At 57.9% G+C, this 25,488-nt stretch carries 22 protein-coding genes; 8 read left to right on the forward strand and 14 right to left on the reverse strand.

Features of this window, described 5'->3' with window-relative positions:
- Positions 1–151: 151 nt before the first annotated feature.
- Positions 152–619, reverse strand: coding sequence for a TlpA disulfide reductase family protein (locus tag ACA053_RS21295; RefSeq protein WP_497393609.1), 468 nt, complete (start codon positions 617–619; stop codon positions 152–154).
- Between the two features lie 114 nt (positions 620–733).
- Here ACA053_RS21295 and arsC point away from each other — a divergent pair, with 114 nt between their 5' ends.
- The 3 genes from arsC to ACA053_RS21310 are packed head-to-tail and all read left to right on the forward strand — an operon-like array spanning position 734 to position 2,107.
- Entirely contained in the window at positions 734–1,087 is a 354-nt protein-coding gene (gene arsC, locus ACA053_RS21300) for an arsenate reductase (glutaredoxin) (RefSeq protein ID WP_497393610.1), read from the forward strand.
- On the forward strand, positions 1,084–1,680 hold the full coding sequence (gene wrbA, locus ACA053_RS21305) for an NAD(P)H:quinone oxidoreductase (RefSeq protein WP_109633953.1): 597 nt from the start codon (positions 1,084–1,086) through the stop codon (positions 1,678–1,680). Before arsC ends, wrbA begins: the two co-directional genes overlap by 4 nt.
- Position 1,681: 1 nt before the next feature.
- Positions 1,682–2,107, forward strand: a complete 426-nt coding sequence (locus tag ACA053_RS21310; RefSeq protein ID WP_438661066.1) for a DUF2069 domain-containing protein — start codon at positions 1,682–1,684, stop codon at positions 2,105–2,107.
- Between the two features lie 99 nt (positions 2,108–2,206).
- Here ACA053_RS21310 and ACA053_RS21315 read toward each other — a convergent pair whose 3' ends face one another.
- Both ACA053_RS21315 and ttcA read right to left on the reverse strand, forming a co-directional pair.
- Positions 2,207–2,881: a DNA-3-methyladenine glycosylase I gene (locus tag ACA053_RS21315; protein WP_109633955.1), complete on the reverse strand. Its 675-nt coding sequence runs from the start codon at positions 2,879–2,881 to the stop codon at positions 2,207–2,209.
- A gap of 132 nt (positions 2,882–3,013) precedes the next feature.
- Complete coding sequence (gene ttcA / locus ACA053_RS21320) at positions 3,014–3,838, reverse strand: tRNA 2-thiocytidine(32) synthetase TtcA (protein WP_497393611.1); 825 nt, start codon at positions 3,836–3,838, stop codon at positions 3,014–3,016.
- 440 nt (positions 3,839–4,278) lie between these two features.
- On the opposite strand from ttcA, the gene ACA053_RS21325 reads away from it, so the two are divergent.
- Positions 4,279–4,881, forward strand: a complete 603-nt coding sequence (locus tag ACA053_RS21325; RefSeq protein WP_010457124.1) for a Yip1 family protein — start codon at positions 4,279–4,281, stop codon at positions 4,879–4,881.
- A gap of 147 nt (positions 4,882–5,028) precedes the next feature.
- Positions 5,029–5,523, forward strand: a complete 495-nt coding sequence (locus ACA053_RS21330; RefSeq protein ID WP_046046499.1) for a SprT family zinc-dependent metalloprotease — start codon at positions 5,029–5,031, stop codon at positions 5,521–5,523.
- A gap of 120 nt (positions 5,524–5,643) precedes the next feature.
- Here the strand turns inward: ACA053_RS21330 and ACA053_RS21335 are convergent, their stop codons facing one another.
- Positions 5,644–6,825: a CaiB/BaiF CoA transferase family protein gene (locus ACA053_RS21335; protein WP_497393612.1), complete on the reverse strand. Its 1,182-nt coding sequence runs from the start codon at positions 6,823–6,825 to the stop codon at positions 5,644–5,646.
- Between the two features lie 144 nt (positions 6,826–6,969).
- Positions 6,970–8,304, reverse strand: a complete 1,335-nt coding sequence (locus ACA053_RS21340; protein WP_109633962.1) for a dicarboxylate/amino acid:cation symporter — start codon at positions 8,302–8,304, stop codon at positions 6,970–6,972.
- Positions 8,305–8,642: 338 nt separating this feature from the next.
- On the opposite strand from ACA053_RS21340, the gene ACA053_RS21345 reads away from it, so the two are divergent.
- Positions 8,643–9,641, forward strand: coding sequence for an AraC family transcriptional regulator (locus ACA053_RS21345; RefSeq protein WP_109633963.1), 999 nt, complete (start codon positions 8,643–8,645; stop codon positions 9,639–9,641).
- Positions 9,642–9,782: 141 nt separating this feature from the next.
- Here the strand turns inward: ACA053_RS21345 and ACA053_RS21350 are convergent, their stop codons facing one another.
- The 7 genes from ACA053_RS21350 to ACA053_RS21380 form a co-directional block, all read right to left on the reverse strand.
- Positions 9,783–10,139, reverse strand: a complete 357-nt coding sequence (locus ACA053_RS21350) for a DUF6124 family protein (protein ID WP_497393613.1) — start codon at positions 10,137–10,139, stop codon at positions 9,783–9,785.
- Positions 10,140–10,619: 480 nt separating this feature from the next.
- Positions 10,620–13,001 carry a YncE family protein gene (locus ACA053_RS21355; protein WP_497393615.1) on the reverse strand — a complete coding sequence of 794 codons (2,382 nt, stop codon included), beginning with the start codon at positions 12,999–13,001 and terminating at the stop codon, positions 10,620–10,622.
- 364 nt (positions 13,002–13,365) lie between these two features.
- Complete coding sequence (locus ACA053_RS21360) at positions 13,366–15,423, reverse strand: beta-propeller fold lactonase family protein (RefSeq protein ID WP_497393616.1); 2,058 nt, start codon at positions 15,421–15,423, stop codon at positions 13,366–13,368.
- A 504-nt stretch (positions 15,424–15,927) separates the two neighbouring features.
- On the reverse strand, positions 15,928–17,559 hold the full coding sequence (locus ACA053_RS21365; protein WP_497393617.1) for a hypothetical protein: 1,632 nt from the start codon (positions 17,557–17,559) through the stop codon (positions 15,928–15,930).
- A 326-nt stretch (positions 17,560–17,885) separates the two neighbouring features.
- Positions 17,886–19,232, reverse strand: a complete 1,347-nt coding sequence (locus tag ACA053_RS21370) for an ATP-binding protein (RefSeq protein WP_109633967.1) — start codon at positions 19,230–19,232, stop codon at positions 17,886–17,888.
- On the reverse strand, positions 19,229–19,906 hold the full coding sequence (locus ACA053_RS21375; protein ID WP_109633969.1) for a response regulator transcription factor: 678 nt from the start codon (positions 19,904–19,906) through the stop codon (positions 19,229–19,231). Before ACA053_RS21375 ends, ACA053_RS21370 begins: the two co-directional genes overlap by 4 nt.
- Positions 19,907–20,095: 189 nt before the next feature.
- Positions 20,096–20,698 carry a hypothetical protein gene (locus tag ACA053_RS21380; RefSeq protein ID WP_497313051.1) on the reverse strand — a complete coding sequence of 201 codons (603 nt, stop codon included), beginning with the start codon at positions 20,696–20,698 and terminating at the stop codon, positions 20,096–20,098.
- Positions 20,699–20,846: 148 nt separating this feature from the next.
- On the opposite strand from ACA053_RS21380, the gene ACA053_RS21385 reads away from it, so the two are divergent.
- Together ACA053_RS21385 and ACA053_RS21390 are read left to right on the forward strand one after the other, a co-directional pair.
- Positions 20,847–21,638, forward strand: a complete 792-nt coding sequence (locus tag ACA053_RS21385) for a dienelactone hydrolase family protein (RefSeq protein ID WP_497393618.1) — start codon at positions 20,847–20,849, stop codon at positions 21,636–21,638.
- Positions 21,639–21,849: 211 nt separating this feature from the next.
- Entirely contained in the window at positions 21,850–22,575 is a 726-nt protein-coding gene (locus ACA053_RS21390; protein ID WP_218277766.1) for a 4'-phosphopantetheinyl transferase family protein, read from the forward strand.
- Between the two features lie 128 nt (positions 22,576–22,703).
- Here ACA053_RS21390 and ACA053_RS21395 read toward each other — a convergent pair whose 3' ends face one another.
- A complete protein-coding gene (locus tag ACA053_RS21395) occupies positions 22,704–24,314 on the reverse strand; it encodes an ATP-binding protein (protein ID WP_497313055.1) in 1,611 nt (536 codons plus the stop codon).
- A complete protein-coding gene (locus ACA053_RS21400) occupies positions 24,311–25,024 on the reverse strand; it encodes a response regulator (protein ID WP_109633978.1) in 714 nt (237 codons plus the stop codon). The genes ACA053_RS21395 and ACA053_RS21400 overlap by 4 nt, the downstream gene beginning before the upstream one ends.
- Positions 25,025–25,488 lie beyond the last annotated feature (464 nt).

Below are 25,488 nucleotides of genomic sequence, written 5' to 3' on the forward strand. Positions count from 1 at the left end.
TGGTGAGGGGATTTATCCCCGTTGGACTGCGCAGCAGTCCCTTTTTTGGGGTCGCTGCGCAACCCAACGGGGATAAATCCCCTCGCCACAAAAGCCCCGAACCACAAAGCCCCTCACCATAGAAGCGCCCTAGCCACAAAGCCCTGCGCAGTCAGTTAAGCGCCTGCAACGCCTCAAGCTTGGCCATCACCCCTGCCGCTGTCTGCTCGCCCATCAATTGCTCGCGCACCTTGCCCTTGTTATCGATGATGTAGGTCACCGGCAACGCCTCACTGCGCGGCAACTCAAAAAGATCCGCCGGGTCCGACGCCAGCACGGTGAATTTGATCCCCAGTTTCTCGCTGGCGCTTTTCAGCTCTTCCCCCTGCACATTGTCGAAATTGACCCCGAACACACCAATCTTCTTCTCTTTCAACTGATCCGCCAAGCCATTCAACTCCGGGATCTCGGTCCGGCACGGGCCACACCATTCGGCCCAGTAATTGAGCACCACCCATTGTTTGTCCAGACGTTCGGCGGCGACTTTCTGGCCGTTCTGGTCGATGCCATAGTCGTTGCCACAGCCCCCCAGCATCAACGTCCCGATGATCGCCAATGCTGCTGCCAGTCGTCTTGTCATGTCGTAATCCTTGTTCAAAATTGAATGCGCCTGCGACCCATCGCCTCCCGAGGTTCTGGATTACGCGCTGCACAGTTAGAATAGCCGCCACCTTACGCAAGATGCGACCCGCACATGACCGATCTGACGCTTTATCACAATCCGCGCTGCTCGAAATCCCGCGGTGCGCTCGAACTGCTGGAAGCCCGTGGCTTGACGCCGACCGTGGTCCGCTACCTGGAAACCCCGCTGGACGCCGCGCAAATCCAGAGCCTGCTGGGCAAGCTTGGCATCAGCGCCCGGCAACTGCTGCGCACCGGCGAGGACGAGTACAAAACCCTCAACCTGGCCGACAGCAACCTCGGCGAGGCGCAATTGATCGCCGCCATCGCCGCTCATCCGAAGCTCATGGAACGACTGATTCTCGAAGTCGGCGACAAAGCCATCATCGGCCGTCCGCCGGAGAAAGTATTGGAGTTGCTGCCGTGAGCGCGCCGTACATTCTGGTTCTGTATTACAGCCGCAGCGGCTCGACCAATGAAATGGCCCGGCAGATTGCCCGTGGTGTCGAGCAGGCCGGGATGGAAGCGCGCCTGCGCACGGTCCCGCCGATCTCCACTGAATGCGAAGCCGTGTCGCCGGACATCCCCGACGAAGGCGCGCTGTACGCCAGCCTCGATGACTTAAAGAACTGCGCGGGCCTGGCCATGGGCAGCCCGACCCGGTTCGGCAACATGGCGGCGCCGCTCAAGTACTTCCTCGACGGCACCAGCAATCTTTGGCTGACCGGCGCCCTCGTGGGCAAACCGGCCGGGGTGTTCACCTCCACCGCGAGCCTGCACGGCGGTCAGGAAACCACGTTGCTGTCGATGATGTTGCCGTTGTTGCACCACGGCATGCTGATCACCGGCCTGCCTTACAGCGAATCGGCGCTGCTGGAAACCCGTGGCGGCGGCACGCCGTATGGCGCCAGTCATCACGCCGGGGCGGATGGCAAAAGCGGTTTGAATGAACATGAAGTCGCGCTGTGCCGGGCCCTGGGCCTGCGTCTGGCGAAGACTGCGCAAAAACTGGGGAACTGACGTGGCGAAGAAGCCGAAGATTCTGCCCTCCATCGAATGGCTCGAACCGCGGGTCCGGGCGATGCGGGTGATCAGCCTGCTGTGCTTTTTCGGCCTGGTGGGGCTGCTGTGCGCGTATTACCTGGTGTTTGCCGACCTGCACGGCGCCCGGCCGTGGGTGATTTTGCTGATCGAATTGGTGCCGCTGCTGTTGCTGGCGCCGGGGATGATCATCGGCAGCGCGCGCGGGCATTCGTGGATGTGTTTTGTGGTGAACCTGTATTTCATCAAGGGCGCATTGGCCGCGTATGACCCGAACCGGCAGCTGTTTGGCTTGCTGGAGATGGGCGCGAGCCTGGCGGTGTTTTGTTCGGCGCTGTTGTATGTGCGGTGGCGGTTTCAGTTGAATCGCAAACTGGCGGGTGAAGGCGAGATTTCCGCCGCCTGACAGATTGCAATCGCTAGCAGGCTAGCTCCCACAGGGGACTTGTGTACGCCACAGATCCAATGTGGGAGCCAGCCTGCTGGCGATTGCCGCGACTCGGTCTCAATGGTTGACGGTGTAGGCCAACATCATCGAAATCTGGCTCATCGCCCGCCCGCCACTCTGTTCATGCCACTGGTTGAACACATCCTGCACCAACGCCAGGTCCCGCTGGCTGGTCGGCACCTTGTCGACGATCTTCTGCGCATTCAACCCCGCGACCACGTCGTAGCTCGGCACGAACGTGTCCTTGCCGACCATGCGCAGGAAGCGTGGCGCCGACAACCCACCCAATTGATGGCCGCGCTTTTTCAGGTAGGTCCACAGACCGACGATATCGGTTACCGGCCAGTCGGCGATCAGTTCGCCAAAGCTGCCCTTTTCATGCGCCACGTCCAGCACGAACTGCGCATTGCGTGGCACGCTTTTGAGCTTGCCCAAGTGACGGATGATCCGCGCGTCCTGCATCAGGCGCTCAAGGTGTTCGGCGCTCATCAACACGACCTTTTCCGGATCGAACTTGAAGAACACTTCTTCGAACGACGGCCACTTGGCGTCCACCAGGCTGTGCTTGAGCCCGGCGCGGAACACACGCAGCGCCATGGTCGAGAGGTAGCGGTCGTCGCTAATCTTGCGCAATTGCGCCGGGGTCTTGGGAACGGGCAGATGGGCTTCCAGTTCAGCTGCCGAGCCAAAGCGGTTCAGACAGTATTCGTGCAGCCACTTGTAATCGCGCATGCCCTCTCCTGATGAATAAGTGAAATAGATCCCTGTGGGAGCCAGCCTGCTGGCGATGGCTGAAGGTCAGTCAACAATGATTTGTCTGACCCACCGCCATCGCCAGCAGGCTGGCTCCCACAGTGATTATGTTTAGAGGTTGACCACGTTGACGAAGCGCGAAGCCGCCGTTTCGTCGATCTTGAGGCTGGTGAAGTCGAACAGGTTGCGGTCCGCCAGTTGCGACGGTTGCACGTTCTGCAGGCTGCGGAAAATGCTTTCGGTGCGGCCCGGGGTCTTGCGTTCCCACTCTAGCAGCATGTCCTTGACCACCTGACGCTGCAGGTTTTCCTGGGAGCCGCAGAGGTTGCACGGAATGATCGGGAATTGCTTGAAGTCCGAGTAAGCCTGGATGTCTTTCTCGTTGCAGTAGGCCAGCGGGCGGATCACCACGTTGCGGCCATCGTCGGCGCGCAGTTTTGGCGGCATGGCCTTGAGTGAACCGTTGAAGAACATGTTGAGGAAGAACGTCTCGACGATGTCGTCGCGGTGATGACCGAGGGCCATTTTGGTCGCGCCGATTTCGTCGGCAAAGGTGTAGAGCGTGCCGCGACGCAGGCGCGAGCACAGCGAGCAGGTGGTCTTGCCTTCCGGAATCAACTCCTTGACCACCGAGTAAGTGTCTTTCTCGACGATGTGGTACTCGATGCCCAGCTCTTTGAGGTAGGCCGGCAGCACGTGCTCAGGGAAGCCTGGCTGCTTCTGGTCCATGTTCACGGCCACGATCTCGAACTTGATCGGAGCGACCTTCTGCAGGTGCAAGAGCACGTCGAGCATGGTGTAGCTGTCCTTGCCACCGGACAGGCAGACCATGACCTTGTCGCCGTCTTCAATCATGTTGAAATCGGCAACAGCCTCACCCGCCTGGCGGCGAAGGCGCTTTTGCAGTTTGTTCTGGTTGACCGTGAGAGTGCCCATGACGCGAAATCCGTGAGGTGTGACGAAAGGCCGGCATTTTACGCAAAAACCCATCGTCGGCGAAGTACCTGGCGACGGCACTTTATCTGAGCTGAGCATACCCCTGTGGCGAGGGAGCTTGCTCCCGCTGGGTCGCGCAGCGGCCCCAAAACCATCCTGTCCCATTGTGTCAGGCAACCCCCATCGACCGTTTTTTGCGACTGCTGCGCAGCCGAACGGGAGCAAGCTCCCTCGCCACAATGGTTACGCAAGATCCTGCGGCGATTAACAGCAGTGTTTACAGCGCAATTTGCTCTAACGCCCTGCAACCTGCGTCGTTAAGACCTTTCTATACTGCGACATAAGGTCGCATACATATTCAGACCTATTACTTACTTGGCCACTTTGGCCTGTAGGCGCTCCACTGGGGGGCGACGGTAAAAACAAGAGGAGTGACTGGCATGATCCATCACGTAGTGGGGCTCTTCACCCACCCCGACCAGGAATGGAAAGAAATCCGTGGCGACCAAGAGGAAAGCATCAGCCACATGTACCTGACTCACACGCTGATTCTGGCGGCGATCCCCGCCGTGTCGGCGTTTATCGGCACCACCCAGGTCGGCTGGGTGATCGGCAACCGAGCGCCGGTCATGCTGACCCAGGAAAGCGCGCTATGGATGACGATCATGTCGTACCTGGCGATGCTCGGCGGCGTCGCGGTCATGGGCGCATTCATCCACTGGATGGCCCGTACCTATGACGCCAATCCAAGTCTGGCCCGCTGCGTTGCATTTGCGACCTACACCGCGACCCCGCTGTTCATCGGCGGTCTGGCGGCGCTGTACCCACACATGTGGCTGGGGATGATCGTCGGGACGGCGGCCATCTGCTACACGGTGTACTTGCTGTATGTAGGGCTACCCACTTTCATGAACATTCCATCAGACGAGGGCTTCCTGTTTTCCAGTTCGGTACTTGCCGTAGGCCTGGTGGTGCTGGTCGCCATCATGGCGTTTACAGTGATTGTCTGGGGACTCGGCGTGGGGCCGGTCTATACCAATTAGCAACACATCACCCAAAAACAAGATCTGCCAACACAGGCCGCCGCAAGGCGGCCTTCTAATGTAAGGAGTAACGACCATTCGGCGCCTCGGCGATTCGCAAGGCCCCGGCGTTGCGGCATACTCGACGTCTCTGGAGATCCATCAAGCATGCCCGAGCAACTCAATACCCGCGTCGAAGACTGTTACCAACTAGCCGAATCCTTTTTCAAACGACCTTTCAAACGCCCCGTGGTGAGCCTCAAGCTGCGCGGTCAAAAAGCCGGTGTCGCGCATTTGCACGAGAACCTGCTGCGCTTCAATCCGCAGCTGTACCGGGAAAACACTGAAGACTTCCTCAAGCAGACAGTGGCCCATGAAGTGGCGCACCTGATCGCCCATCAACTGTTTGGCGACCGCATTCAGCCGCACGGTGAAGAGTGGCAATTGATCATGCGCGGCGTGTACGAACTGCCGCCCAACCGCTGCCACACCTACGACGTCAAACGCCGCAGCGTGACCCGCTACATCTACAAATGCCCGTGCGTCGACAGCGATTTCCCGTTTTCGGCGCAGCGCCATGGCCTGGTGCGGCAAGGGCGGCGGTATTTGTGCCGGCGGTGCCGGAGCACGCTGGTGTTCAGTGGGGAGATGCGGGTCGAATAGTTGGATTTGTAGTGTTTGGGCCGACCTCTTCGCCAGCAGGCTGGGTCCCACAGGGGATCATCGATACGCCACAGATCCATTGTGGGAGCCAGCCTGCTGGCGATGGCGGCCTGACAGGCACTAGAGAACCACTTTGGCACGCCGCAACCCGGCAATCCGCTCTGCGTCAAACCCCAACTCCCCCAACACCTGATCCGTATGCTGCCCCAACACCGCACCAATATGCCGTGGCGCCGGCAACCCCTCGGAAAACTTCAACGGGCAGGCCATCTGCGCCTGAGTCGAACCATCCCCCCGCGGCACCTCGGTCACCAACTCCCGAGCCCTCAACTGCGGATGCCGCACCGCCTCACCCAGACTCAGCACCGGTTCGACACAGGCATCGAGTTCGGCAAACAGCGCGCACAAGTCCGAATAGTCGTGCTTTTCAAATTCCGTTTTCAGCGCCTCTTTGAGCTTCTTCTGCTGGGCTGGTTGAGGTGACAAGCCCAGAGCCGCCAACTCCTCCAGCCCCAGCGCCGTACACAGTCGCTTCATGAACACCGGTTCCAGGCTGCCTACCGACAGCCAGCGCCCATCCCGCGAACGGTAATAGTCGTAGAAACTGCCACCATTGAGCATCTGGTCTTCCCGGCCCGGCTCCACGCCACAGGCCAGGTACCCGGCGCCGGCCATGGCGTTGAGGCTGAAGGCGCAGTCGGTCATGCTCACATCCAGATGCTGCCCCACCCCGCTGTGCTGCCGGGCGATCACCGCCGCCAGCAACCCGATCACGCCGTGCAGCGAGCCACCGGCGATATCCGCCACCTGCATGCCCAACGGCAGCGGCCCGCTTTCGGTACGGCCCGTGTAGCTGGCCAGCCCCGCCAGCGCCAGGTAGTTGATGTCGTGGCCGGCGCGATCCTTGTAGGGGCCGGTCTGGCCGTAGCCGGTAATCGACACGTAGATCAGCTTCGGATTGATGGCCTTCAAGGCTTCATAACCCAGGCCCAGGCGTTCCATCACCCCGGGGCGAAACTGCTCCAGCACAATGTCATGGTCCACCAGCAACTGCTTGATCACCTCCAGTGCCTCAGGCTGCTTGAGGTCCAGCGCCAGGCTGCGCTTGTTGCGATTGAGGTAGGCGTGACTCGCCGAGACCCCGTGATCGTGCGGCGGCAACACCCGCAGCAGATCCATGCGAGTCGGTGATTCGATGCGCAAGACTTCTGCGCCCATGTCCGCCAGCAGCAACGAGGCAAACGGCCCCGGCAGCAGTGTCGAGAAATCCAGAACCTTGAGTGATGCCAGTGGACCGGGCATGAGCGATCTCCGTGAACGATGTCTCCAGCCTAGGCAGGCAATGGCATTGCAGCAATCACCTGAAGTGTCAGCAGCTGTGACCGTTACGCTCAAATCCCGGGCATGAAAAAACCCGCCGAAGCGGGTTTTTCATGACAGCCAGTCTTACTTGACGTTGCTTGGGGTTGGGCCTTCGGCCACGCCCAGGTCGTCTTCTTCACGAGTGTCGGAGATACCGCGACCACCGGAAGCCAGCTCGACTTGCAGCTTGTCTTCATCCAGCTCTTTCACCCACTTGGCCACGACCAGGGTCGCAACAGCGTTACCAACAAGGTTGGTCAGCGCGCGGGCTTCAGACATGAAGCGGTCGATACCCAGGATCAGCGCCAGGCCGGCAACCGGCAGGTGACCCACGGCAGACAGGGTAGCGGCCAGCACGATGAAACCACTGCCGGTTACGCCCGCAGCACCTTTGGAGGACAACAACAGCACCAGCAACAGAGTGATCTGGTGGGTGATGTCCATTTGGGTGTCGGTCGCCTGAGCGATGAACACTGCGGCCATGGTCAGGTAGATCGAAGTACCGTCGAGGTTGAACGAATAACCCGTCGGGATCACCAGACCGACAACGGATTTCTGCGCGCCCAGGCGTTCCATCTTGATCAGCATGCGCGGCAGCGCGGATTCCGAAGAGGAAGTGCCCAGTACGATCAGCAGTTCTTCACGGATGTAGCGAATCAATTTGATTACGCTGAAGCCGTGCGCGCGGCAGATGCCGCCCAGTACCACGAGCACGAACAGGATGCAGGTGATGTAGAAGCAGATCATCAACTGACCCAGTTGCACCAGCGAGCCTACACCGTAAGCACCAATGGTGAAGGCCATGGCACCAAAGGCACCAACCGGGGCGAGCTTCATGATCATGTTGATGATGTTGAACATCACGTGGGCAAAGCGATCGATGAAGTCCAGAACCGGCTTGCCGTAGGCACCCAGTCGATGCAGGGCGAAACCGAAGATCACCGAGAACATCAGCACTTGCAGGATATCGCCGTTGGCGAACGCACCGACGATGGTGTTCGGGATCACATTGAGGATAAAGGCAACGATGCTCTGGTCTTTACCGGCCGAAATGAAACCAGCGATTTTGCTGGTATCCAGCGTCGTCACGTCGATGTGCATGCCGGCGCCCGGTTGCACAACGTTGACCACGACCAGACCGATCAGCAAGGCAATGGTGGAAACGATTTCGAAGTACAGCAGCGCATAACCGCCGGTCTTGCCGACCGACTTCATGTTCTGCATGCCGGCGATACCGCTGACGACCGTACAGAAAATGATCGGCGCGATGACCATTTTGATCAGTTTGATGAACCCGTCACCCAGTGGCTTGAGGGCCACACCGGTCTGCGGGTAGAAGTGACCAAGCAGGATGCCGATGGCAATTGCAACGATCACCTGGAAATACAGGGATTTGTACAGTGGCTGACGAGTCGTCATTGCAAAGTTCCTCAAGAGTGCCCCGTGACAACATCCATCTGTTGCCCAAGACACTTCAATTGCGAACCCTCCTGCACTGGAGGGATTTGTTTTGTCGAGCTGCACAACGGCAGGCATCTGCTTGCTGTATCGCAAGGCCCGTGCCACGTTTCAAAAAATGCCTGCAAGCCTTATGACATCAAGGGTTACAGGTTCAACCTGCCACTGACCGGCAATAGCAATGTGGCGGATTTCCGCCCATCGATCCGACCTCGTCCTACAATTTGGCGGATATCCGCCTGTTCATCATCAGGAGCGACAGCTACCATCCGTCGATCAATGGGTCGGACCTGCCTGCTATGCGTGAACGCACCATCGCCAGTCATTTCGCCCGTGCCGTCCTTGGTGGCGCGCGCCGGTTGGGTTATGACTATTCAGAGCTGTTGCAGCAATTGGGGATCAGCCCCGAATTGCTCGAAGAGCCGCGCGCGCGGATTGCGCCGGAGCAGTTCACGCGATTGATCCAGGGTTTGTGGCTGGCCCTCGACGACGAGTACCTGGGCTTCGGACCGACGCCGAGTAAAACCGGCACCTTCGCGATGATGTGCCACGCCGTGATCCACTGCCGCAACCTCGATAAGGCCCTGCATCGCGGCCTGTTGTTCTATAGCCTGTTCCCCGACGGTCCGAGCCTGACTCTGACCCGCGAGGACGAAATGATCCGTCTGAGTCTCGATGATTCGAAATTCCACGACCCGGACCATTTCCTCACCGAAAGCCAGTTGATGGTGTGGCATCGCCTCGGCAGCTGGCTGATCGGCCAGCGCATTCGGCTGGAGCAGGCGACGTTCAGCTACCCAAGGCCCGAGCACGGTGCCGAATACGACCTGCTGTTCCCCTGCCCCATGGTGTTTTCCTCGGCGCAGAGCAGCCTGCTGTTTCACAGCCGCTACCTGAACATGCCGTTGTTGCAGGACGAACGCACCCTCAAGCATTTCCTCCAACACTCCCCCGCCGACCTGCTCTCGCGCCCGGATGATGGCGACAGTTTGAGCAGCCAGTTACGCCGCTTGCTCAGTCGCGACAGTTCACGCTGGCCGGATCTTGAGGCCGTCGCCGCTCACCTGCACATCAGCCCGCAGACCTTGCGCCGACACTTGCGTGAAGAAGGGTCGAGTTTCCAGGAGTTGAAGGATCAGTTGCGCCGGGACATTGCGATTTATCACCTGGGGCGGGCGGATCTGTCGTTGCAACAGATTGCCGAGCAGCTGGGGTTTTCCGAGCCTTCGGCGTTTCACCGGGCGTTCAAGAAGTGGACGGGGCTGACGCCGGGGGCCTATCGCGCGCAAGAGAATTGAATTTTCGGTTGAACTGACTGGCCCCTTCGCGAGCAAGCCCACCTTTGATCTCGGGTATCCACAAATTCTGTGGTCACCGAAGCCCCTGTGGGAGCGGGCTTGCTCGCGAAGAACGATGACGCGGTCTACCTGACCAAACGACTAAGGCGGATCAAGCCGATCCAGCATCCGATTCACCGCCAACTCCCCAAGCATCACCACCTGCTGAATCCCCAACACGGTGTTGCGATGCGGCCCCTCCATCAACCCCGCGAAATTACTCAGCATCACACTTGCCGATGCCAGGGATTCACAGGCGTTGACCAGCAGGGTTTCGTCATCGGTATCAGGGGCCACGAAATAAATGGTGCTGGGTTTGCGCGGGGTGTCTTGGGGAATGGCTGGTTTGAGGTAGTAATCGAGGGCGCGGTCGGCGCCTTCGTTGAGTTTTTTGGGGTCGGTGGAATCGTACGGCGAAACGTCGTCGGTTTCGGGTGGGTTGGGCGTAATTTTGAACATGTGAAGCTCCGTGGTTGGTTGAGCCGCCACGACCTATCGCTAAACAAGTAAAGGTGGCGGCTGTACGCAGGTTAGCGATCCGGGACACAGAAACCCCGGGTAGACCCGAAGGTCTCCCACGCACAGCCACCATTACGCGAATTGCAGGCACTGAAAACTGCAATCACAACTTGGGCGCTTTTGCGTCTGTGTAGAGGATCGGATCGCTAAACCCGATCGCTGATTCGTCAGCGACCCGGAAACAATAAAACCCACGCCCCAGACGCACAAGCCGGCGGATTCTGGCGTAGTCGTAGGCAGCGGCGCAAGGATGTGTAGCCTGAGTGAGTGTCTGGAGATGTCTTTTAAACAGCACTGTTTATTGCTCAATTCTTGAGGCTTGGTGCTGGATTGGGCGGGCCTCCTCGCGAGAAGCCCAGAAACCCACACCCAGTGGGGCAGAACGTCACCCGATGTATGCCGTGCAAGAGCGTGAAGTCATCAGCGACCGAGCATGTCGCCCGCAATGGGATTGCGGGGCACTGAGGCAACATTCGTTACACCCAGCCCTTCTGAACTCTCTGTTTCCATACCTCCTGATCCTGGCAAGAGCGAGATCACCCACACAGTCTTGTCATAGATACAGGTTACAAACCCTCGGGTGTCATCATGGCTTATCGCGATCATCAAAGGCCCCTGCCCAACGGGAATCGTTCTGATGACCGCCCCCGATACCAGATCAATCACCGACACCTTGTTGATATCTTTTTCACAGCAATAAGCCTGGGTGCCAGCACGGTTTACGACAATACCTCTTGGGTAACCGATGACAAGAATTTCTCTGACCTCGGCCCCCGTTTGAGCATTGATCTGCTTGACCACGCCCTGCCCGCTTTCATAGGCGCCACAGATATAGAGGTGGTTGCCATCCGGACTGACCGCGACGCCATAGGGCGAAATCCTCATCGGCAAAGTCCTGCTGACCGTCAGTGTTCGGGTGTCAATGACAGAAATTGATTGGCCAATGTTTTCGGCATTACCGACATAAACCTCACTACCCTGCGGGTTGATGTCGATACCTCTGGGATACGAGCCAACCGGAATCGTTTTGACAGCTTTTAAGTTCACCGTATCGATCACGACGACCGAGTTGCCGTTCCATGTACTGACGAAAGCCAAAGAGCCATCTTGGCTTAGCACTATTCCAATAGGATGGCCCGACGCAGGAATGCTGGCGATCAACATGGAACGATCCGTATCAATAACCGAAACCGCATTGGATCCATCACAGGCAAAGGCCAATATTCCGTTCCGACTAGGGGCAATATCCCAAGACACGTCTTGCGTTGGCACAGAGATCTGCTGAATCAAAGCTGAACTTCCGGTATCGATCACTTGCACCAGTCTGTATCCAGTGACATAGGCAAGCGTGCCATCCGGACTGATCGTAATCCCGGTCGGGTCCCCCCCCACCGTAATCGGCCCCAAGGGGCCGGCCCCCATGACGATCAGCGTCGCAGTTTCCGTGTCGCGGCCACTGGACGCCGTCAACGAAAACGTTCCCGAGGTGGCTGCACCTGTCACCCCACTGATTGTGAGCGTACCGTCCGATTGCGTCTTGAAATCGCGCGTTCCTCCTGCTCCATCAGGAAAGACCGTGCCCTCGGGCAGCGCCACTTTGATGGTTCCCGAGATCGGCAGCCCCGCTTGCATCAGTATCAACTTAATGTCCTTGACTCGCCCTCTCGGTGCGACTCTGTAGGGGGCGTTGGAAAAGGTCACTTCGACATCCGGAACGCTTTGACCAATCACCTGCGCCTTGGCAGGTAGCGAGGTTGCAATGACCGTACCGCCCCGAACCAATTGATGCACCACCGTCACGGTGCTATTGGCGATGATCTTGCTGTTGGGAATACTCCACACAAACTGACCCGGTACTTGCGTGATTGGCGATGTTTCTTCGTGAGTTGCAACGACACTGCCATTTAACTCGGCCGTGAATACCAGTTTGATCGAGTCCCCCACCTTCCAGATCGTTTCGACGAGGTGAATCAACGCCGACAACGGATTACCGTTCAACTTGGCGAGGTCGACGGTTGCAGGGTCGTCATTATTTTCGGTCAGGATTTCTCGAAGTATCGGCATCGCCAACGTTAAGCGATTGAGATGAACATCCGCATTAACAATATCCGACCAGGTAGGCGGCCCGGACGGATTGGTCAGGTTGTCGACCACCCGAAACTTGAAGGTAAAATCTGAATCGTCCCCGCCTTGTTTCAACACCTCTCGGGCAATCGGAATAATGACGGTTTGCGGTGCAGCGGAGACAGGAGGTTCAACGTCAGGCACTAGTTGATGCCTGACAACAACGCCATTGCAATCGACAAAAATACGGTCATACCACTGCGCGTTTTTGTAGGTCACGGTAACCGACACATCGTCCGCCTCATCGGCCCCAATACTCTCGTGGCTGACGTTAATGGCCAATACCGGCGGAACGTCACCCGGCGGTGAACTGCGGTAGAGCAGAATCAGGTCTTTGGTGAACTCTTCATTTTGGGAGGGGCGTTTGACACCAAATTTAATTTGGTTTTGGCCCCTCTGAAAGCGTCTGGAGGGAATGGTCAACGTTGTGTTCTCAGCTTCCTTGCCTTTGGCGATGGTCACCTTGCTCGCAAACTCATCGTTCAAGTAAAGCGTTATCAGGTCATTTTCTGCCTGCCCAACGTACGCAAACAAAATCACGCTAAAGCCATCAACCGCAGTGGCATCACCAATGGAAACACCACCGTGCGCCACTGAATCGGCTGGCACAACATCAACCATATTGGGCGCGTAAGGCAGTGTCAGCGCAAAGAGTTCAATTGTGTGTTCGCTTTCCATCGAACTATCTCCAGGGGCGTTGAGTTCACGGAACCGGAATCAGAAACGGCTGGAGTGATGTAACGCGATCTTGTGAACGAGCGGCTACTGTCAGATCTGACAGTAGCGACGAGTGGTTGCGAAAAGAAGAAGGATGACAGCTCTCCAGTCACCAGAAAATGAATCTAGAACGCCGCCCCGCTCATTGGAAAATCCCCAGGATTGGATAAATAAATGCGTCCCCTTTTCTTTTATAATAGTCAGGAGAAATAATAAGTGAGAAGAAGCTGATGAATTTACCGGAGCTGTCTCCAGCCCAGTGGGCCTGCTTTTTTCTCGGACCGTTGGCGCAAGACAACACGACATTCATAAACTTCTTTAATGCTCATACATACCCCATGACCGTTACCGTGTTGTTATTGGTATTACAGGTAAATAAGAGCTTCCCATCTGAGGTAACCGCAACCTCATTTGGACTGTTCGAAGAGATACTCTGTAGCACTGCCCAAGAACTGGTATCGATGACTAAAATCAGGTGATTATTAGCCATACAAACATAAATGCATTTGCCGTTCGGGCTAACTGTGACGCCTGAAACAACTCCCTCGACAGAAATGAGCCTGACCAGTGCCAATGTCTTGGTCTCAATCACCGATACCGTAGCATTGTGGCTACCAATGTACGCATGCAAACCGTCTGGACTAAAAACGACTGCCGCAGGAGACGTGACAGGAATATTCGTGATCACGCTTAGACTCTCTGTGTCGATAACCGATACAGTGTCGCTTCCTAGATTGCAAACATAAATGTGATTGACATTCGGGCTGAGGGCAAGGAAGTAGGGAAGTTGACCCACCAGAATGCTGGCGATAACCGTCATCATCTTGGTATCAATAACCCAGACGCGACTGTTCACATTTCCATTTCCGCTGGTACTGCATACATAAGCGCGCGCTCCATCGTTACTAAGTGCGACATAATAGGGAAATTCCCCTGCGGCAATACTATTGATCTCTGCGAGACTGCGGGCATCAAAGATCGACAATTTGTCGCTGCTTGTGCTGCATACATATAAACGCTCCCCACCGGGACTCACCGTTAAACCCGACGGAGTGGGTGTTTGGATAGTACCGACCACTTCCAACGTTCCGGCGTTAATTACCGACACCGTTCCGCTACCGTGATTGCTGACGTATACCTGGGAGCCACTCTTATTGACAACGATATTGCTGGGATTAACGCCAACAGGAATAGCTTTAATGATCTGTACATCACGGACAAGCTCTCCAATAACCGTCGCCTCGGCCGGTTTGGAAGTACCAATAACCTTGCCGAGCCTGATCTGCTTGTAACTGACCCTCACGATACTGTCGGCAATGACCTTGTCATTGGGTATATCCCAGGATAACTGCCCCGGCACCTGTGTGATCGGCAACGTTGCTTCATGGATGGCAACCTGACTGCCATTCAACATCGAGGTAAACGTCAGATGGATCTCATCCCCCGCGTTCCAGATCCTACCAATCAGATGGATCAAGGCCCACAACGGCCCGCCGTTTAACTTGGGAAGCTCGACAGTATTCGGGTTGTCAGTGTTGTCGTTCAGGATTTCTCGAAGGATCGCCTTTTCCAGCGTGACTCGCTCCGTATCAACATCGGCCTTTATAACGATTGACCAACGCCGGTTATGAGTCGTGTTGTTTACCTGATCCTTCACTGTGTACGAGAACGCGAATTCTGGATAACTACCGGCCCGTTCGAACATGCTTCGGGTGACGGTGATCACGAATGGCTTACTCTCTTCACCGGGTTGCACCGTAAAGGTGAAACGTACTCGATTAAGCTCCAGGTTGATTTCGTCGTAGGCTCTCATGTTCGGATAAGACAGCGTGACAGCCACGCCTCGATCCACCTCGTCCTTGCCGATCTGAGGCGGGTTGCCCAGGTCAGGCGGCAGGCTGATGTGCAGATCAGGATGAGCCCCTGTACCGGAAATGTTCCCGCCGGGAAGGTCGCGATGGTAGAGCGCCCATGACTCGGTTGATGGGCCACTGTTGCCACTGATGCGTTCCACCTCGTAAGTGAAAACATACACGCCGTCATCCTGTAACAACGACTGAAAGACGTTGAAATACACGGGGTTGTTCTGATCGGCCGGGGCCACCGGTTTGCGTTCGATCAACTGTGGTTGCGGATCACTGGCCCCCTGCATGTACAGCGCAATGTTGAGATAGCCCCCACCCAGAGGTGGATCTACCACCGCCTGAATCGCCCCTTCCCGACTGCCGTCCCTTCTGACCACCTGTGTGAAACTGGACTGCGGGAGGCCCTCCGCCGGGACGCCAGCGGGAGGTGCAGGCGTGACAATAACGCCAGGTGTAGCACCCGCAAATTTCACCGGAGCGTTAACCAGCACGCCGGGGTTAGATTCATTGGCCGTCATAGGACACCTTCCTTCTCGATGAGCCCGCGTATGCAGGGGCCTTTAATGGGTGATCAGACACCGAAGAAGGAAGATTGGCTACTGTCAGAAATAACAGGTCCGGGCCATATTACGACGAATGGCCATTACAGTAGGTCGTTCGCTTTCCCCCTCAAACCACCGGAAAATGAATCCGGAACGCCGCCCCGCCCATCGGCGAATCCCCGAGCGTCAGCTTCGCGCTGTAGCTCTCGATGATGTCCGGTAAATAAATACGTCCCCTTTTCTGTTCGTCCCCTTTTCTGTTGATACGGGGCTTTTTGTGTCGAGAGAACTGATTTTAAGAACAAATAAATGCGTCCCCTTTTCCACTTTTCTAAATGCCTTTTCTAAGTGTCTGGAGATGTGTTTTAAACATCTCCGTTTAATGCTCACACAAGCCCCCGAGACGGAGAACGTGTCGCATAAATAATTGCGCCCGTTTCCTCCAAGCCCACCCGCTTACACTTTTTCGCGAGAATCAATTTAAATAGTCATTTTAATATTATCAATTATTACATTGGTACCATGCCCCCCTGCAACCAATCTGGTTTCAATCTCCAGACTAGCAATTTCGCCTTTGGAAAAGGCTACATTCTCGATGACGGGTGGAAGAAAAAACTTCGGTATAGGAACATCATGGCGCTCCAATTCAATACCATTTCTATCCAAAGTATAAAAACTTGCGACTCCTCCCGACTCATTCCCGACCGCGGTGTATACCCACACAGTAAGATTAGACAACAGCTCTTTAAACTCCACTCTATGCTTGGAGGACCCATGCCCACCTAACAATAGTACCTTCCCTTCGATCCGCCCAGGATACTGGGTGCCGATAGAATATATATGGGTTGTAGATCCGGGCCTCGCGTTATTTATGTACCTGACCGTCATAGCAGGAAGTTCAAGATTTTGTCCTGGATATATTGAGACATCATCCCGACTGTCAAAATTTTCTACCACTACTGTCGGCTCAGCTTTGCCAATCACCTGCGCTTCAGCCACGCTGGAAACACCAATAACCTCGCCCCCCCGGATCTGCTCAAAACGAACCCTCACAATACTGTCGGCAATAACCTTGTCATTGGGAATGTCCCAAGCGAATTGCCCCGGCACCTGCGTGATCGGCAACGTTGCTTCATGGGTGGCAACCACACTGCCATTCACCACGGCGGTAAACATCAGGCGAATCTCATCCCCCGCCTGCCAGATTGTCTGGATCAAATGGATCAATGCCCACAATGGCCCCCCCTTCAGCTTGCCCAGATCAACCTTGGTCGGGTCGTCACTGTTATCGCCGAGGATTTCCTGAAGAATCGGCATCTCCAGTTCTTTCCGGTCGAGGTGAACGGCAATTGGGAAAGGCACCGACCAATGATCCTGTGCATCGAAGTTCCCCTTGTGTGTCGTACCCGAAAGGTTGTCCGTCTGGCTGACGACGTTGTACTTGATCAGGAACTGCGGGTTGTTCGGGTCGTGCGCGAAATGCTGGGTGTACAGGGTAAGAAAGACCGGCTTCGTCAGATCGGGGACGGGATCCTGTGGTGTCGGTTCGACCCGATGCGTCAGCAGGACGCCACCGCAATCGACGGTCACCAGGTCATAAAGATGCTTATGTGGCCAATTCAAGGTCAGGGCCACCCCCTTCGCCGCCTGCGCGGCATCCACGCTGGTCGGGCTGACGCTGATGCTCAGCGCCGAGTGGCCGCCGCCCACAATCGGGTCATCGCCGCCCGGCGCGTAGATGAAATAGAGCACGTTGAGGTCCGGCGAACTCTCGCCGTTGCCGGAAGGGCGCTCGACCTTGCAGTGCAAGGTGTTGACGTCCTCCACCAGCAAACCCATCGACAGGCGCAACTCCACCGCAACACTGGAATCCATGACGATTTCACTGGCTACCGGGTTCGGGTTGCCATTCACGTACAGCTTTACGGTTTCATACTTAGCCTGCCCAAACCAGGGCCCGAACAACACCAGCACACCCGCCGGATCCTTGTAATGATTAACAATGGACAGCCCGATATGCGCCTGCGGATGGGAGATCAGGTCAGTCTTCAGCAGAATCTGCGGAGGCGTGAGGGCGAAAGTGTTGATCGAAGCCGGGGCGGGGTTGTTCATGGCGCAGTGCTCGCTAAGTGATCGCGGGTTCGCGATATCAAACCTTTGGTACGGCGAGCTGACTACTGTCAGATCTGACAGTAGCGACGAATGGTTACGGCTAAAAAAATCAAACGCTCGCTAGTGAGTGTCTGGAGATGTGTTTTAAACAACGCTGTTTATTGCAGAGAATCTGTGAGATTTGCGTTGTCGGGGCTGGCCTCATCGCCAGCAGGCTCGCACACAGGGGATCTGCGGAGCATGCACTTTTCGCGAACGCCGCAGCTTCAATTGTAGGAGCGAGCCTGCTCGCGATGAGGCCCGAAAGAACACAATCAACCTTTCGGTCAAACCACCGGAAAATGAATCCGGAACGCCGCCCCGCCCATCGGCGAATCCCCGAGCGTCAGCTTCGCGCTGTAGCTCTCGATAATGTCCTTCACCACCGCCAACCCGATCCCCTGCCCCGGATGCTGGCGATCCAGCCGCTCGCCCCTTTGCAGAATCCGCGCGCGCTGATCCGGCGGCACGCCCGGCCCGTCATCTTCAACGCACAGCTCAACGCCGCTCAGGGTTTCGCGCACGCTGATGCGCACTTCGCTCAGGCACAGCCGATAGGCGTTTTCCAGCAGGTTGCCCATCATTTCCAACAGCGCGCCTTGCTCGATCGGCACGTAGCACTGATCCGGCAAATCGAAAGCGACGCGCACGCGTTTGTCGCGGTAGACCTTGTCCAGCGTGTCGCACAGGCTTTGCAGCACCGGTTGCAGGCGCACTTGGTGGCGCACCAAGCCGCTTTTGCGCAGGCTGGCGCGTTGCAGTTGATAGCCGATCTGCTGGCTCATGCGTTCGATCTGGGTTTGCAGCACCCAGGCCTGATCGCGGTCTTCCGGGCGTTGGGCCATGTCTTCGCTGACACCTTGCAGCACGGTCAGCGGGGTTTTCAGGCTGTGGGCCAGGTCGTCGAGGGAATCGCGGTAGCGGCTGCGCTGTTCGCGTTCGCTGTGCAGCAAGCGGTTGAGGGAGCCGGTCAGGCGCAGCAGCTCGCGCGGGTGTTGTTCGCTGAGGCTTTCGCGGGCACCGCTTTCGATTTCATCGAGTTCCTGACTGAGCCGCCGCAAGGCTTGCAGACCCCAGGTCAGGCCAATCCACAGCAACGCCAGCAGCACCAGCAACGCGGCGCCGAAACCGAGGTAGAGGTTTTCGCGCAGGCCTTCGAGGGTGACTTCGTATTCGTGCACCGGTTGCAGGGCGACGATGCTGAACGCCGCGCTTTTGCCGCCGAGCAGTTTGACTTCGACGTCGTAGACGAAGAATTCCTGACCGTCGGCCTCGCTAATGCGCGCGAACTCATTGCCGCGTCCGTCGTAACGCGGTTTGTAGTTGATCTTCTCTTCGCCGGTGGCCTTCGAGCGCCAGACCAAATGACCTTCGCGGTCATAGATGTAGCCGAGCAAGCGGCTGTCAGTCAGGTTGAAGCGCTCATCGGGCAACTGCGCCGGCATCTGCAGGGCGTTGTTTTCGATCCGCGCTGCGGAAATCAACGTGTTTACGTCCGACGCCAGGCGTTGCTCGATGGAATCCTGCAACGCCAGGCTGAACGCGCCCTGCATCGCTGGCAGCAACGCCAGCATAAACAACACCGCCAGGGTGGCGGCGGCAAGCATCAAGCGGACACGAAGGGAGCGAATCAACTGCAGCGCTCATTGAACAGGTAGCCGAGGCCACGCACGGTGTCGATCGGTTTGAAACCTGCCGGGCCTTCGAGTTTGCGGCGCAGACGGCCGACCAGCACTTCGATGACGTTCGGATCGCGCTCGTCGTCGTCCGGGTAGAGCTGCTCCATCAAGCGGTCCTTGGCCACCACTTGCTGGTGATGGCGCATCAGGTACTCGAGGATTCGGTACTCGTAGGCGGTCAGCGCCAGCGGTTGTTCATCGAGGGACGCCTGTTTGCGATTGAGGTCCAGCAGCAGCGGCCCGGCGACGATGGTCGACTGGGTGAAGCCGCTGGAGCGGCGCAGCAAGGCATTAAGGCGTGCGTCGAGTTCTTCGAACTGGAACGGCTTGACCACGTAATCGTCGGCGCCGGCGGCAAGGCCTTCGACCTTGTCCTGCCAGTTTCCGCGCGCGGTGAGGATCAGGATCGGGAAGGTCTTGCCGCGCGAGCGCAGTTGGCGGATCAGGTCGAGCCCGCTCATGCCCGGCAGGCCGAGGTCGATCACCGCCAGGTCGTGGTTGAACTGCTCGGTCTGGTACAGCGCCTCTTCGGCGTTGGCCACGGACTCGACCACGTGGCCGCTGTCCGTCAGGCGGGTTTGCAGGTGATGGCGCAACAGCGCTTCATCTTCGACGACCAGCAGTTTCATAACGCTCTCCTAGGCAAATCGTTTTCTCCAGCAGCACAGCTTTCAGTCATAGCGCAGAACCTGTGGGAGCGGCTTGCCCGCGATAGCGATCTGGCTGACACATTAATAGTGAATGTGCCGCCGCTATCGCGGGCAAGCCCGCTCCCACAGGGATTGCGCTTAACTATCTGGCATTCGCGCATCCCTTTATCAGAAAGCGTAGTTGGCCGACAGGTAGGTCTGGGCGCTGCTGGTCAGGTCCAGCGAACCCTGTTTGCTACCACCGCGCTCGCTCATCTCGGTGCTGGCGTTGCTGCGCAGGTAACGGTAACCCATCTCGACCGAGGTGTTTTGCGACACTTGCTGCAATACGCCGACCTGGCCGCCAATGGCGTAACCGATGTTGCTGTCGCGGCTGAAACCCGGGGACTCCTGGGTCATTTTGGTCAGACCGGCCGTGGCACCGCCGAACAATTTGGTGCTGCCGCCCACCGGGTAGAACAGATCGTAACTGCCCAACAGGTTTTCCTGACGCAGTTTAATGCCATTGTGCGAGCCCGACACGTTATCGTAAGTGGCATAGTAACGAGCCTGGCTGTTTTGCTGGCCCAGACGCACACCCCAAGTGGTGTCCTTGCCGATCACGCCGTCGGCGTTCGGGTGGTTGAGGTTGTCGTTCAGGGCGTGGGACTTTTTGACCTTGTCGCTGGTCTGTCCAAGAGTAAGGCTGGCGAAATTATCGTTGGAGGCGAAAGCTGCGGTGCTCGCGCCCATGACGGTGAAAGCCAGAAGCAGTTTTTTGAAGTGAGTCATTGGGGAATTTCCTCATGCGCTATTTGCTTTTTGGGTACGGGGCAAGGTTACTCACCCCGCCCTGAACTCCCCCTGAACGCACTCTGAACCTGAGCTGAACCAACTCCACCCGACTGTTTTAATGACTTTTATGCAGGAGCATCCGACCATGCGCGTTTTCCTCGCCCTCGTCTTACTGGCCTTGAGCGGGCTCGGCCAAGCCGCGATCAAGACTCAGGAAATCCCCTATCAGAGCCCCGACGGCACCCAGTTGATCGGCTATTACGCTTACGACGACGCTATAAAAGGTCAACGTCCGGGCGTGGTCGTGGTGCACGAATGGTGGGGCCTCAACGATTACACCAAGCGCCGCGCCCGCGATCTGGCCGGCCTGGGTTACAGCGCGCTGGCCATCGACATGTATGGCGATGGCAAGAACACCGAGCATCCCAAGGACGCCATGGCCTTCATGCAAGCGGCGTTGAAGGACAGTGCCGCGTCCAGCGCCCGCTTCCAGGCCGGGCTCGATTTGCTGAAGAAACAGCCACAGACCAATCCGGATAAAGTCGCCGCCATCGGTTACTGCTTCGGTGGTGCCGTGGTGCTGAATGCGGCCCGTCAGGGTGTGCCGTTGGCGGGAGTGGTGAGTTTCCACGGGGCGCTGGCGACAAAAACGCCTGCAACACCGGGCAGTGTGAAGGCGAAGATTCTGGTGGAGCACGGGGCACTGGACAGCATGGTGACGGCGGATAACGTCGCGGCGTTCAAGGCCGAGATGGACAAGGCCGGGGCTGACTATCAGTTCGTCAACCTGGAGGGTGCCAAGCATGGGTTCAGTAATCCGGATGCGGATCGGTTGGGCCATGGCGATCATGGCGGGCCGGATATCGGGTACAGCAAGGCGGCGGATGAAAAGTCCTGGGCGGATATGCAGGCGTTCTTCAAGAAGATTTTTGGCTGAAAAGGTAGCCCCTATGGCTAGGGGCTTTTGTGGTGAGGGGATTTATCCCCGTTGGGTGGCGAAGCCGCCCCAAAACCTGCAACCGCATTTCAGCAGGGGCACCGCGATTGCCGGGTTTACGACTGCTGCGCAGCCGAGCGGGAGCAAGCTCCCTCGCCACAAACGCGGTTGCCACTACCCAGCCTGAGAGCAACCCGGCAAAATGCCCGCCATGAATCCCGTCCCCGCCCTACCCATCTGCTGCACCCCGCTCGATGCCCATTGGCCGCTGCCGTTTGTGCTGCCCGATACGGTGCTGTTGAGCACGCACTTCGACACCTCGCAACTGGCCAGCGATGATTTCCAGCGCAGCGCCATCGAGCCGCCGGCGAGCATCCAGCGTTCGGTGGCCAAGCGTCAGGCTGAGTTTCTGGCCGGTCGGGTTTGCGCCCGGGCGGCGTTGCAGCAGTTGGAAGGGTTGAGTTTCAGCCCGGCCATCGGTGAAGACCGCGCGCCGGTGTGGCCCGCGCACATCACTGGCTCGATCACCCACAGCACCGGCCGGGCTGCGGCGATTGTGGCCAATAAGACCCACTGGCGCGGGTTGGGGATGGACCTGGAAAACCTGCTCAACCCCGAACGGGCCGAGCGCCTGGCCGGGGAAATCCTCACCCCGGCGGAGTTGCAACGCATGGCCGCAGGCCCCCGTGATCAGTTGGCGATGTGGGTGACGTTGACGTTTTCGGTGAAGGAGAGTTTGTTCAAGGCGCTGTATCCGATTGTTCGGCAGCGGTTTTATTTTGAGCATGCTGAAGTGCTGGAATGGACCGAGACGGGTGAAGTGCGGCTGCGATTGCTGACCGACCTGTCCAGTGAGTGGCGCAATGGCACTGAGCTGGATGCGCAGTTTGCGGTAGTGGATGGGCAGTTGTTGAGTCTGGTCAGTATCAAGGCCTGAAGATTTTTGGCGTTTGCCAAGGGCCTCTTCGCGAGCAAGCTCGCTCCCACACTGGATCTATGTCACACCGAAAATCCCCTGTGGGAGCGAGCCTGCTCGCGATGAGGCCAGCCCAGACAACCGAGATCTCACCGCCTCTCCTGATTCCGCGGCCAACTCAGGCTGAAACACGCCCCGCCCAGACTCTTGCTCTTGCTGATCAACGCTCGCCCGTCATGCCAGTGGATAATCCGCCGCACGATCGACAACCCCAGCCCATGCCCACCCGACGCGCGGGTACGGCTGTCATCCAGACGCAGGAACGGCGTGAAGATTTTCTCCCACGCCGACTCCGGCACGCCCGGTCCGTCATCTTCGATGTCCACCCGGCAACGCTGCTGCCCCACCTGATAACTGACGGTCACCCGCGACGAGGCATGGCGCATGGCGTTGCTCACCAGGTTCTGGATAGCCCGGTGTAAATAGCGCGGTTCGGCCTCGACCCAGGCGTCGTCGCAATCGGCAGCCGACAAACACAAACCGCGCTGCACGGTGACGTCAGCGCGTAACGGCGCCAGTTCTTCGATCACCTGATTGACCAACGCATCCAGATCGATCCGCTGGAAATTCAGCGCCGGAGAACCCTGCTCCAGCCGCGCATAGGTCAGCATCTCGTCGACGAGCTTGTCGAGGTCCTCGATGTCGTGATCCATGCCTTCGCGGTATTTCTCCAGCGCCTGCGGCGTGGTGGCCGAGCCGATCATCTCCAGGCCAAAACGCAGGCGTGCCACCGGGGTGCGCAATTCGTGAGACACAGCGCGCACCAGTTCACGCTGGATCGCCAGCAACTGTTGCAAGTGCTCGGCCATGCCATTGAACGCTGAAGCCAGCCGTCCCACCGAGTCCGCGCCGCGGGCCGGCACGCGGGTTTCCAGGCTGCCCTTGGCGATGCGCGTGGCGGCGGCTTCGAGGCCACGCAAGCGGCGCTCAAGTTGTCGCACCAATAGATAGACGATCAAACCGATCAGGCTCAAACCGAGGGCCGCGATCAGCACCAGCCATTCCGGTGGATACGGATTCATCTGATACAGCGGGCCGATTTCCAAAACCCACGGCGTGCCGACCATGCCGGCAAACACGCGGATCGAGTCGCCGCCCTTGCCCAGCGCCATCACCGTGTCGCCTTCAGAGATCCGGCGGCTCTGGTCTTCGTCCATGTCCGCCTGGTCGACGGTAACCAGCCGCAAGTCGAAACCGAAGCCCTTATCTTGTTTCAGTTGCGCCAGGCGCTTGGGCTGCTCGGCCACCGGCACGCGCACCAATTCGTCGGCCAGCAGGTAGATAGTCGCTCGCGCCAGTTGCTCGCTGATCTGTTGAACCTCTCCGGTGAGCACCAACTGTTCCCTGTCGCTGACCAGTCGATACACCTTCGCCGCATGCGGGCCGGTCTGTTCCACCAGCGCCTGACCGCGCAGCACGCGGGTGCGCTGCGTCAGGTCGAGGTCGGTCTGGGCAAAGGTCTTCAGCGCCAAGGGAATCCCGAGCAAACGCTCCCACACCAGCAAGGCTCGGTGGCGCTCGGTTTCGTTCATCGGATTGAGGTTGTCGGCCATCAGCGAAAAGGTGCCGTGGGCCAGGCGCTCGCGATATTGTTCGCTGCGCACCTGATTGAGCAGGTGCAAAGCCAGTACGCCGAGCACCGCGACCAGAATCAGCGCCGCGCACATGCCGCCGTAGATGCGCAGGAAGATCGAGTTCACAGGGTGCAGGCTTCCGGAACGAACAGATAACCCTTGCTGCGGATGGTTTTGATCAGTCGCGGATGCTCCGGATCGTCACCGATTTTCGGGCGGATGCGCGAGATGCGCACGTCGATGGAGCGGTCCTGGCCGTCATAGCCGATGCCGCGCAGCGCGGTGAAAATCTCTTCCCGGGACAGGATGCGCCCGGCGTTGGCCACCAGCAGCCACAGCAGGTCAAATTCGGCGCTGGTCAGTTCGATGCCGTTGTCATTCAGCCAGGCCTCGCGCAAAGCGTTGTCCACCACCAGCGGGCCGAACTGCAGGCGTCGTTGTTTTTCCGGGGCCACTTCAGGGGCTTCGCTGCGGCGCAACAGGGCCTGGATGCGCGCCAGCAGCAGGCGTGGACGCACCGGTTTGCACACGTAATCGTCGGCGCCCAGGTCGAGGCCGAGGATCTGGTCGGTGTCGTCGGTGCGGGCGGTGAGCATCAGGATCGGGCCGTCATATTTGTCGCGGACCTTGCGGCAGATGCTCAGGCCGTCTTCGCCGGGCAGCATCAGGTCGAGGATCACCAGGTCCGGCTTTTCATTAATGATGCGGGCTGCGGCCAGGGCGCCGTTGCCCTCGATCGATACGCGCAGGCCATTGGCTTCCAGGTAATCGCGGGTCAGTTCGGCCAGACGCTGGTCGTCCTCCACAATCAATACCTGCCAGGCTTCTTGCTCCACGGTGACCTCTGCTTGCCAACAACACTTATAAGGAAGGATCCACCCGTCTTTTTGTAATGATTGGGGAGGATAAGAATGCATACACACAGGCCGATTGTATAAACGCCGAACGCCGAGAACACAAGCCGGCAAATGCGTTCGGACAACCCGGTTTTTTGTGATAGGGTTCGCGCCCTTAAAAATCCGAATGACTGTTTTCGATCGCTGAAAATCAGTGGAAAACAGTCCGCTCCAGCTAGGTCGCGGCCTACACGCCCGTTCCACCTTTCACACACAATTTACGCACAGGTTTATCCACAGGTAGTACGTTGCAACACCCTCCAAAACGCATTATCTTGTAGCACGGCGCCAAAAAAACCCTACATGTAGGGTTTTGACTTAAAAAGCCCAACCACATTTCAGACCAGAAACTCAAGCGCTTTATTGCTGTTTCCGGTTGAACCAAGCGTGATTTTGAAAGCCCA

The organism is Pseudomonas sp. LBUM1672 (assembly GCF_059695655.1).

Excerpts from the sequence above, each read along its gene's own strand:
- ACA053_RS21295 (WP_497393609.1), bottom strand. The coding sequence starts at position 619 with ATGACAAGACGACTGGCAGCAGCATTGGCGATCATCGGGACGTTGATG.
- arsC (WP_497393610.1), top strand. The coding sequence starts at position 734 with ATGACCGATCTGACGCTTTATCACAATCCGCGCTGCTCGAAATCCCGC.
- ACA053_RS21315 (WP_109633955.1), bottom strand. The coding sequence starts at position 2,881 with ATGCGCGATTACAAGTGGCTGCACGAATACTGTCTGAACCGCTTTGGC.
- ttcA (WP_497393611.1), bottom strand. The coding sequence starts at position 3,838 with ATGGGCACTCTCACGGTCAACCAGAACAAACTGCAAAAGCGCCTTCGC.
- ACA053_RS21325 (WP_010457124.1), top strand. The coding sequence starts at position 4,279 with ATGATCCATCACGTAGTGGGGCTCTTCACCCACCCCGACCAGGAATGG.
- ACA053_RS21330 (WP_046046499.1), top strand. The coding sequence starts at position 5,029 with ATGCCCGAGCAACTCAATACCCGCGTCGAAGACTGTTACCAACTAGCC.
- ACA053_RS21335 (WP_497393612.1), bottom strand. The coding sequence starts at position 6,825 with ATGCCCGGTCCACTGGCATCACTCAAGGTTCTGGATTTCTCGACACTG.
- ACA053_RS21340 (WP_109633962.1), bottom strand. The coding sequence starts at position 8,304 with ATGACGACTCGTCAGCCACTGTACAAATCCCTGTATTTCCAGGTGATC.
- ACA053_RS21345 (WP_109633963.1), top strand. The coding sequence starts at position 8,643 with ATGCGTGAACGCACCATCGCCAGTCATTTCGCCCGTGCCGTCCTTGGT.
- ACA053_RS21350 (WP_497393613.1), bottom strand. The coding sequence starts at position 10,139 with ATGTTCAAAATTACGCCCAACCCACCCGAAACCGACGACGTTTCGCCG.
- ACA053_RS21355 (WP_497393615.1), bottom strand. The coding sequence starts at position 13,001 with ATGGAAAGCGAACACACAATTGAACTCTTTGCGCTGACACTGCCTTAC.
- ACA053_RS21360 (WP_497393616.1), bottom strand. The coding sequence starts at position 15,423 with ATGACGGCCAATGAATCTAACCCCGGCGTGCTGGTTAACGCTCCGGTG.
- ACA053_RS21365 (WP_497393617.1), bottom strand. The coding sequence starts at position 17,559 with ATGAACAACCCCGCCCCGGCTTCGATCAACACTTTCGCCCTCACGCCT.
- ACA053_RS21375 (WP_109633969.1), bottom strand. The coding sequence starts at position 19,906 with ATGAAACTGCTGGTCGTCGAAGATGAAGCGCTGTTGCGCCATCACCTG.
- ACA053_RS21380 (WP_497313051.1), bottom strand. The coding sequence starts at position 20,698 with ATGACTCACTTCAAAAAACTGCTTCTGGCTTTCACCGTCATGGGCGCG.
- ACA053_RS21385 (WP_497393618.1), top strand. The coding sequence starts at position 20,847 with ATGCGCGTTTTCCTCGCCCTCGTCTTACTGGCCTTGAGCGGGCTCGGC.
- ACA053_RS21390 (WP_218277766.1), top strand. The coding sequence starts at position 21,850 with ATGAATCCCGTCCCCGCCCTACCCATCTGCTGCACCCCGCTCGATGCC.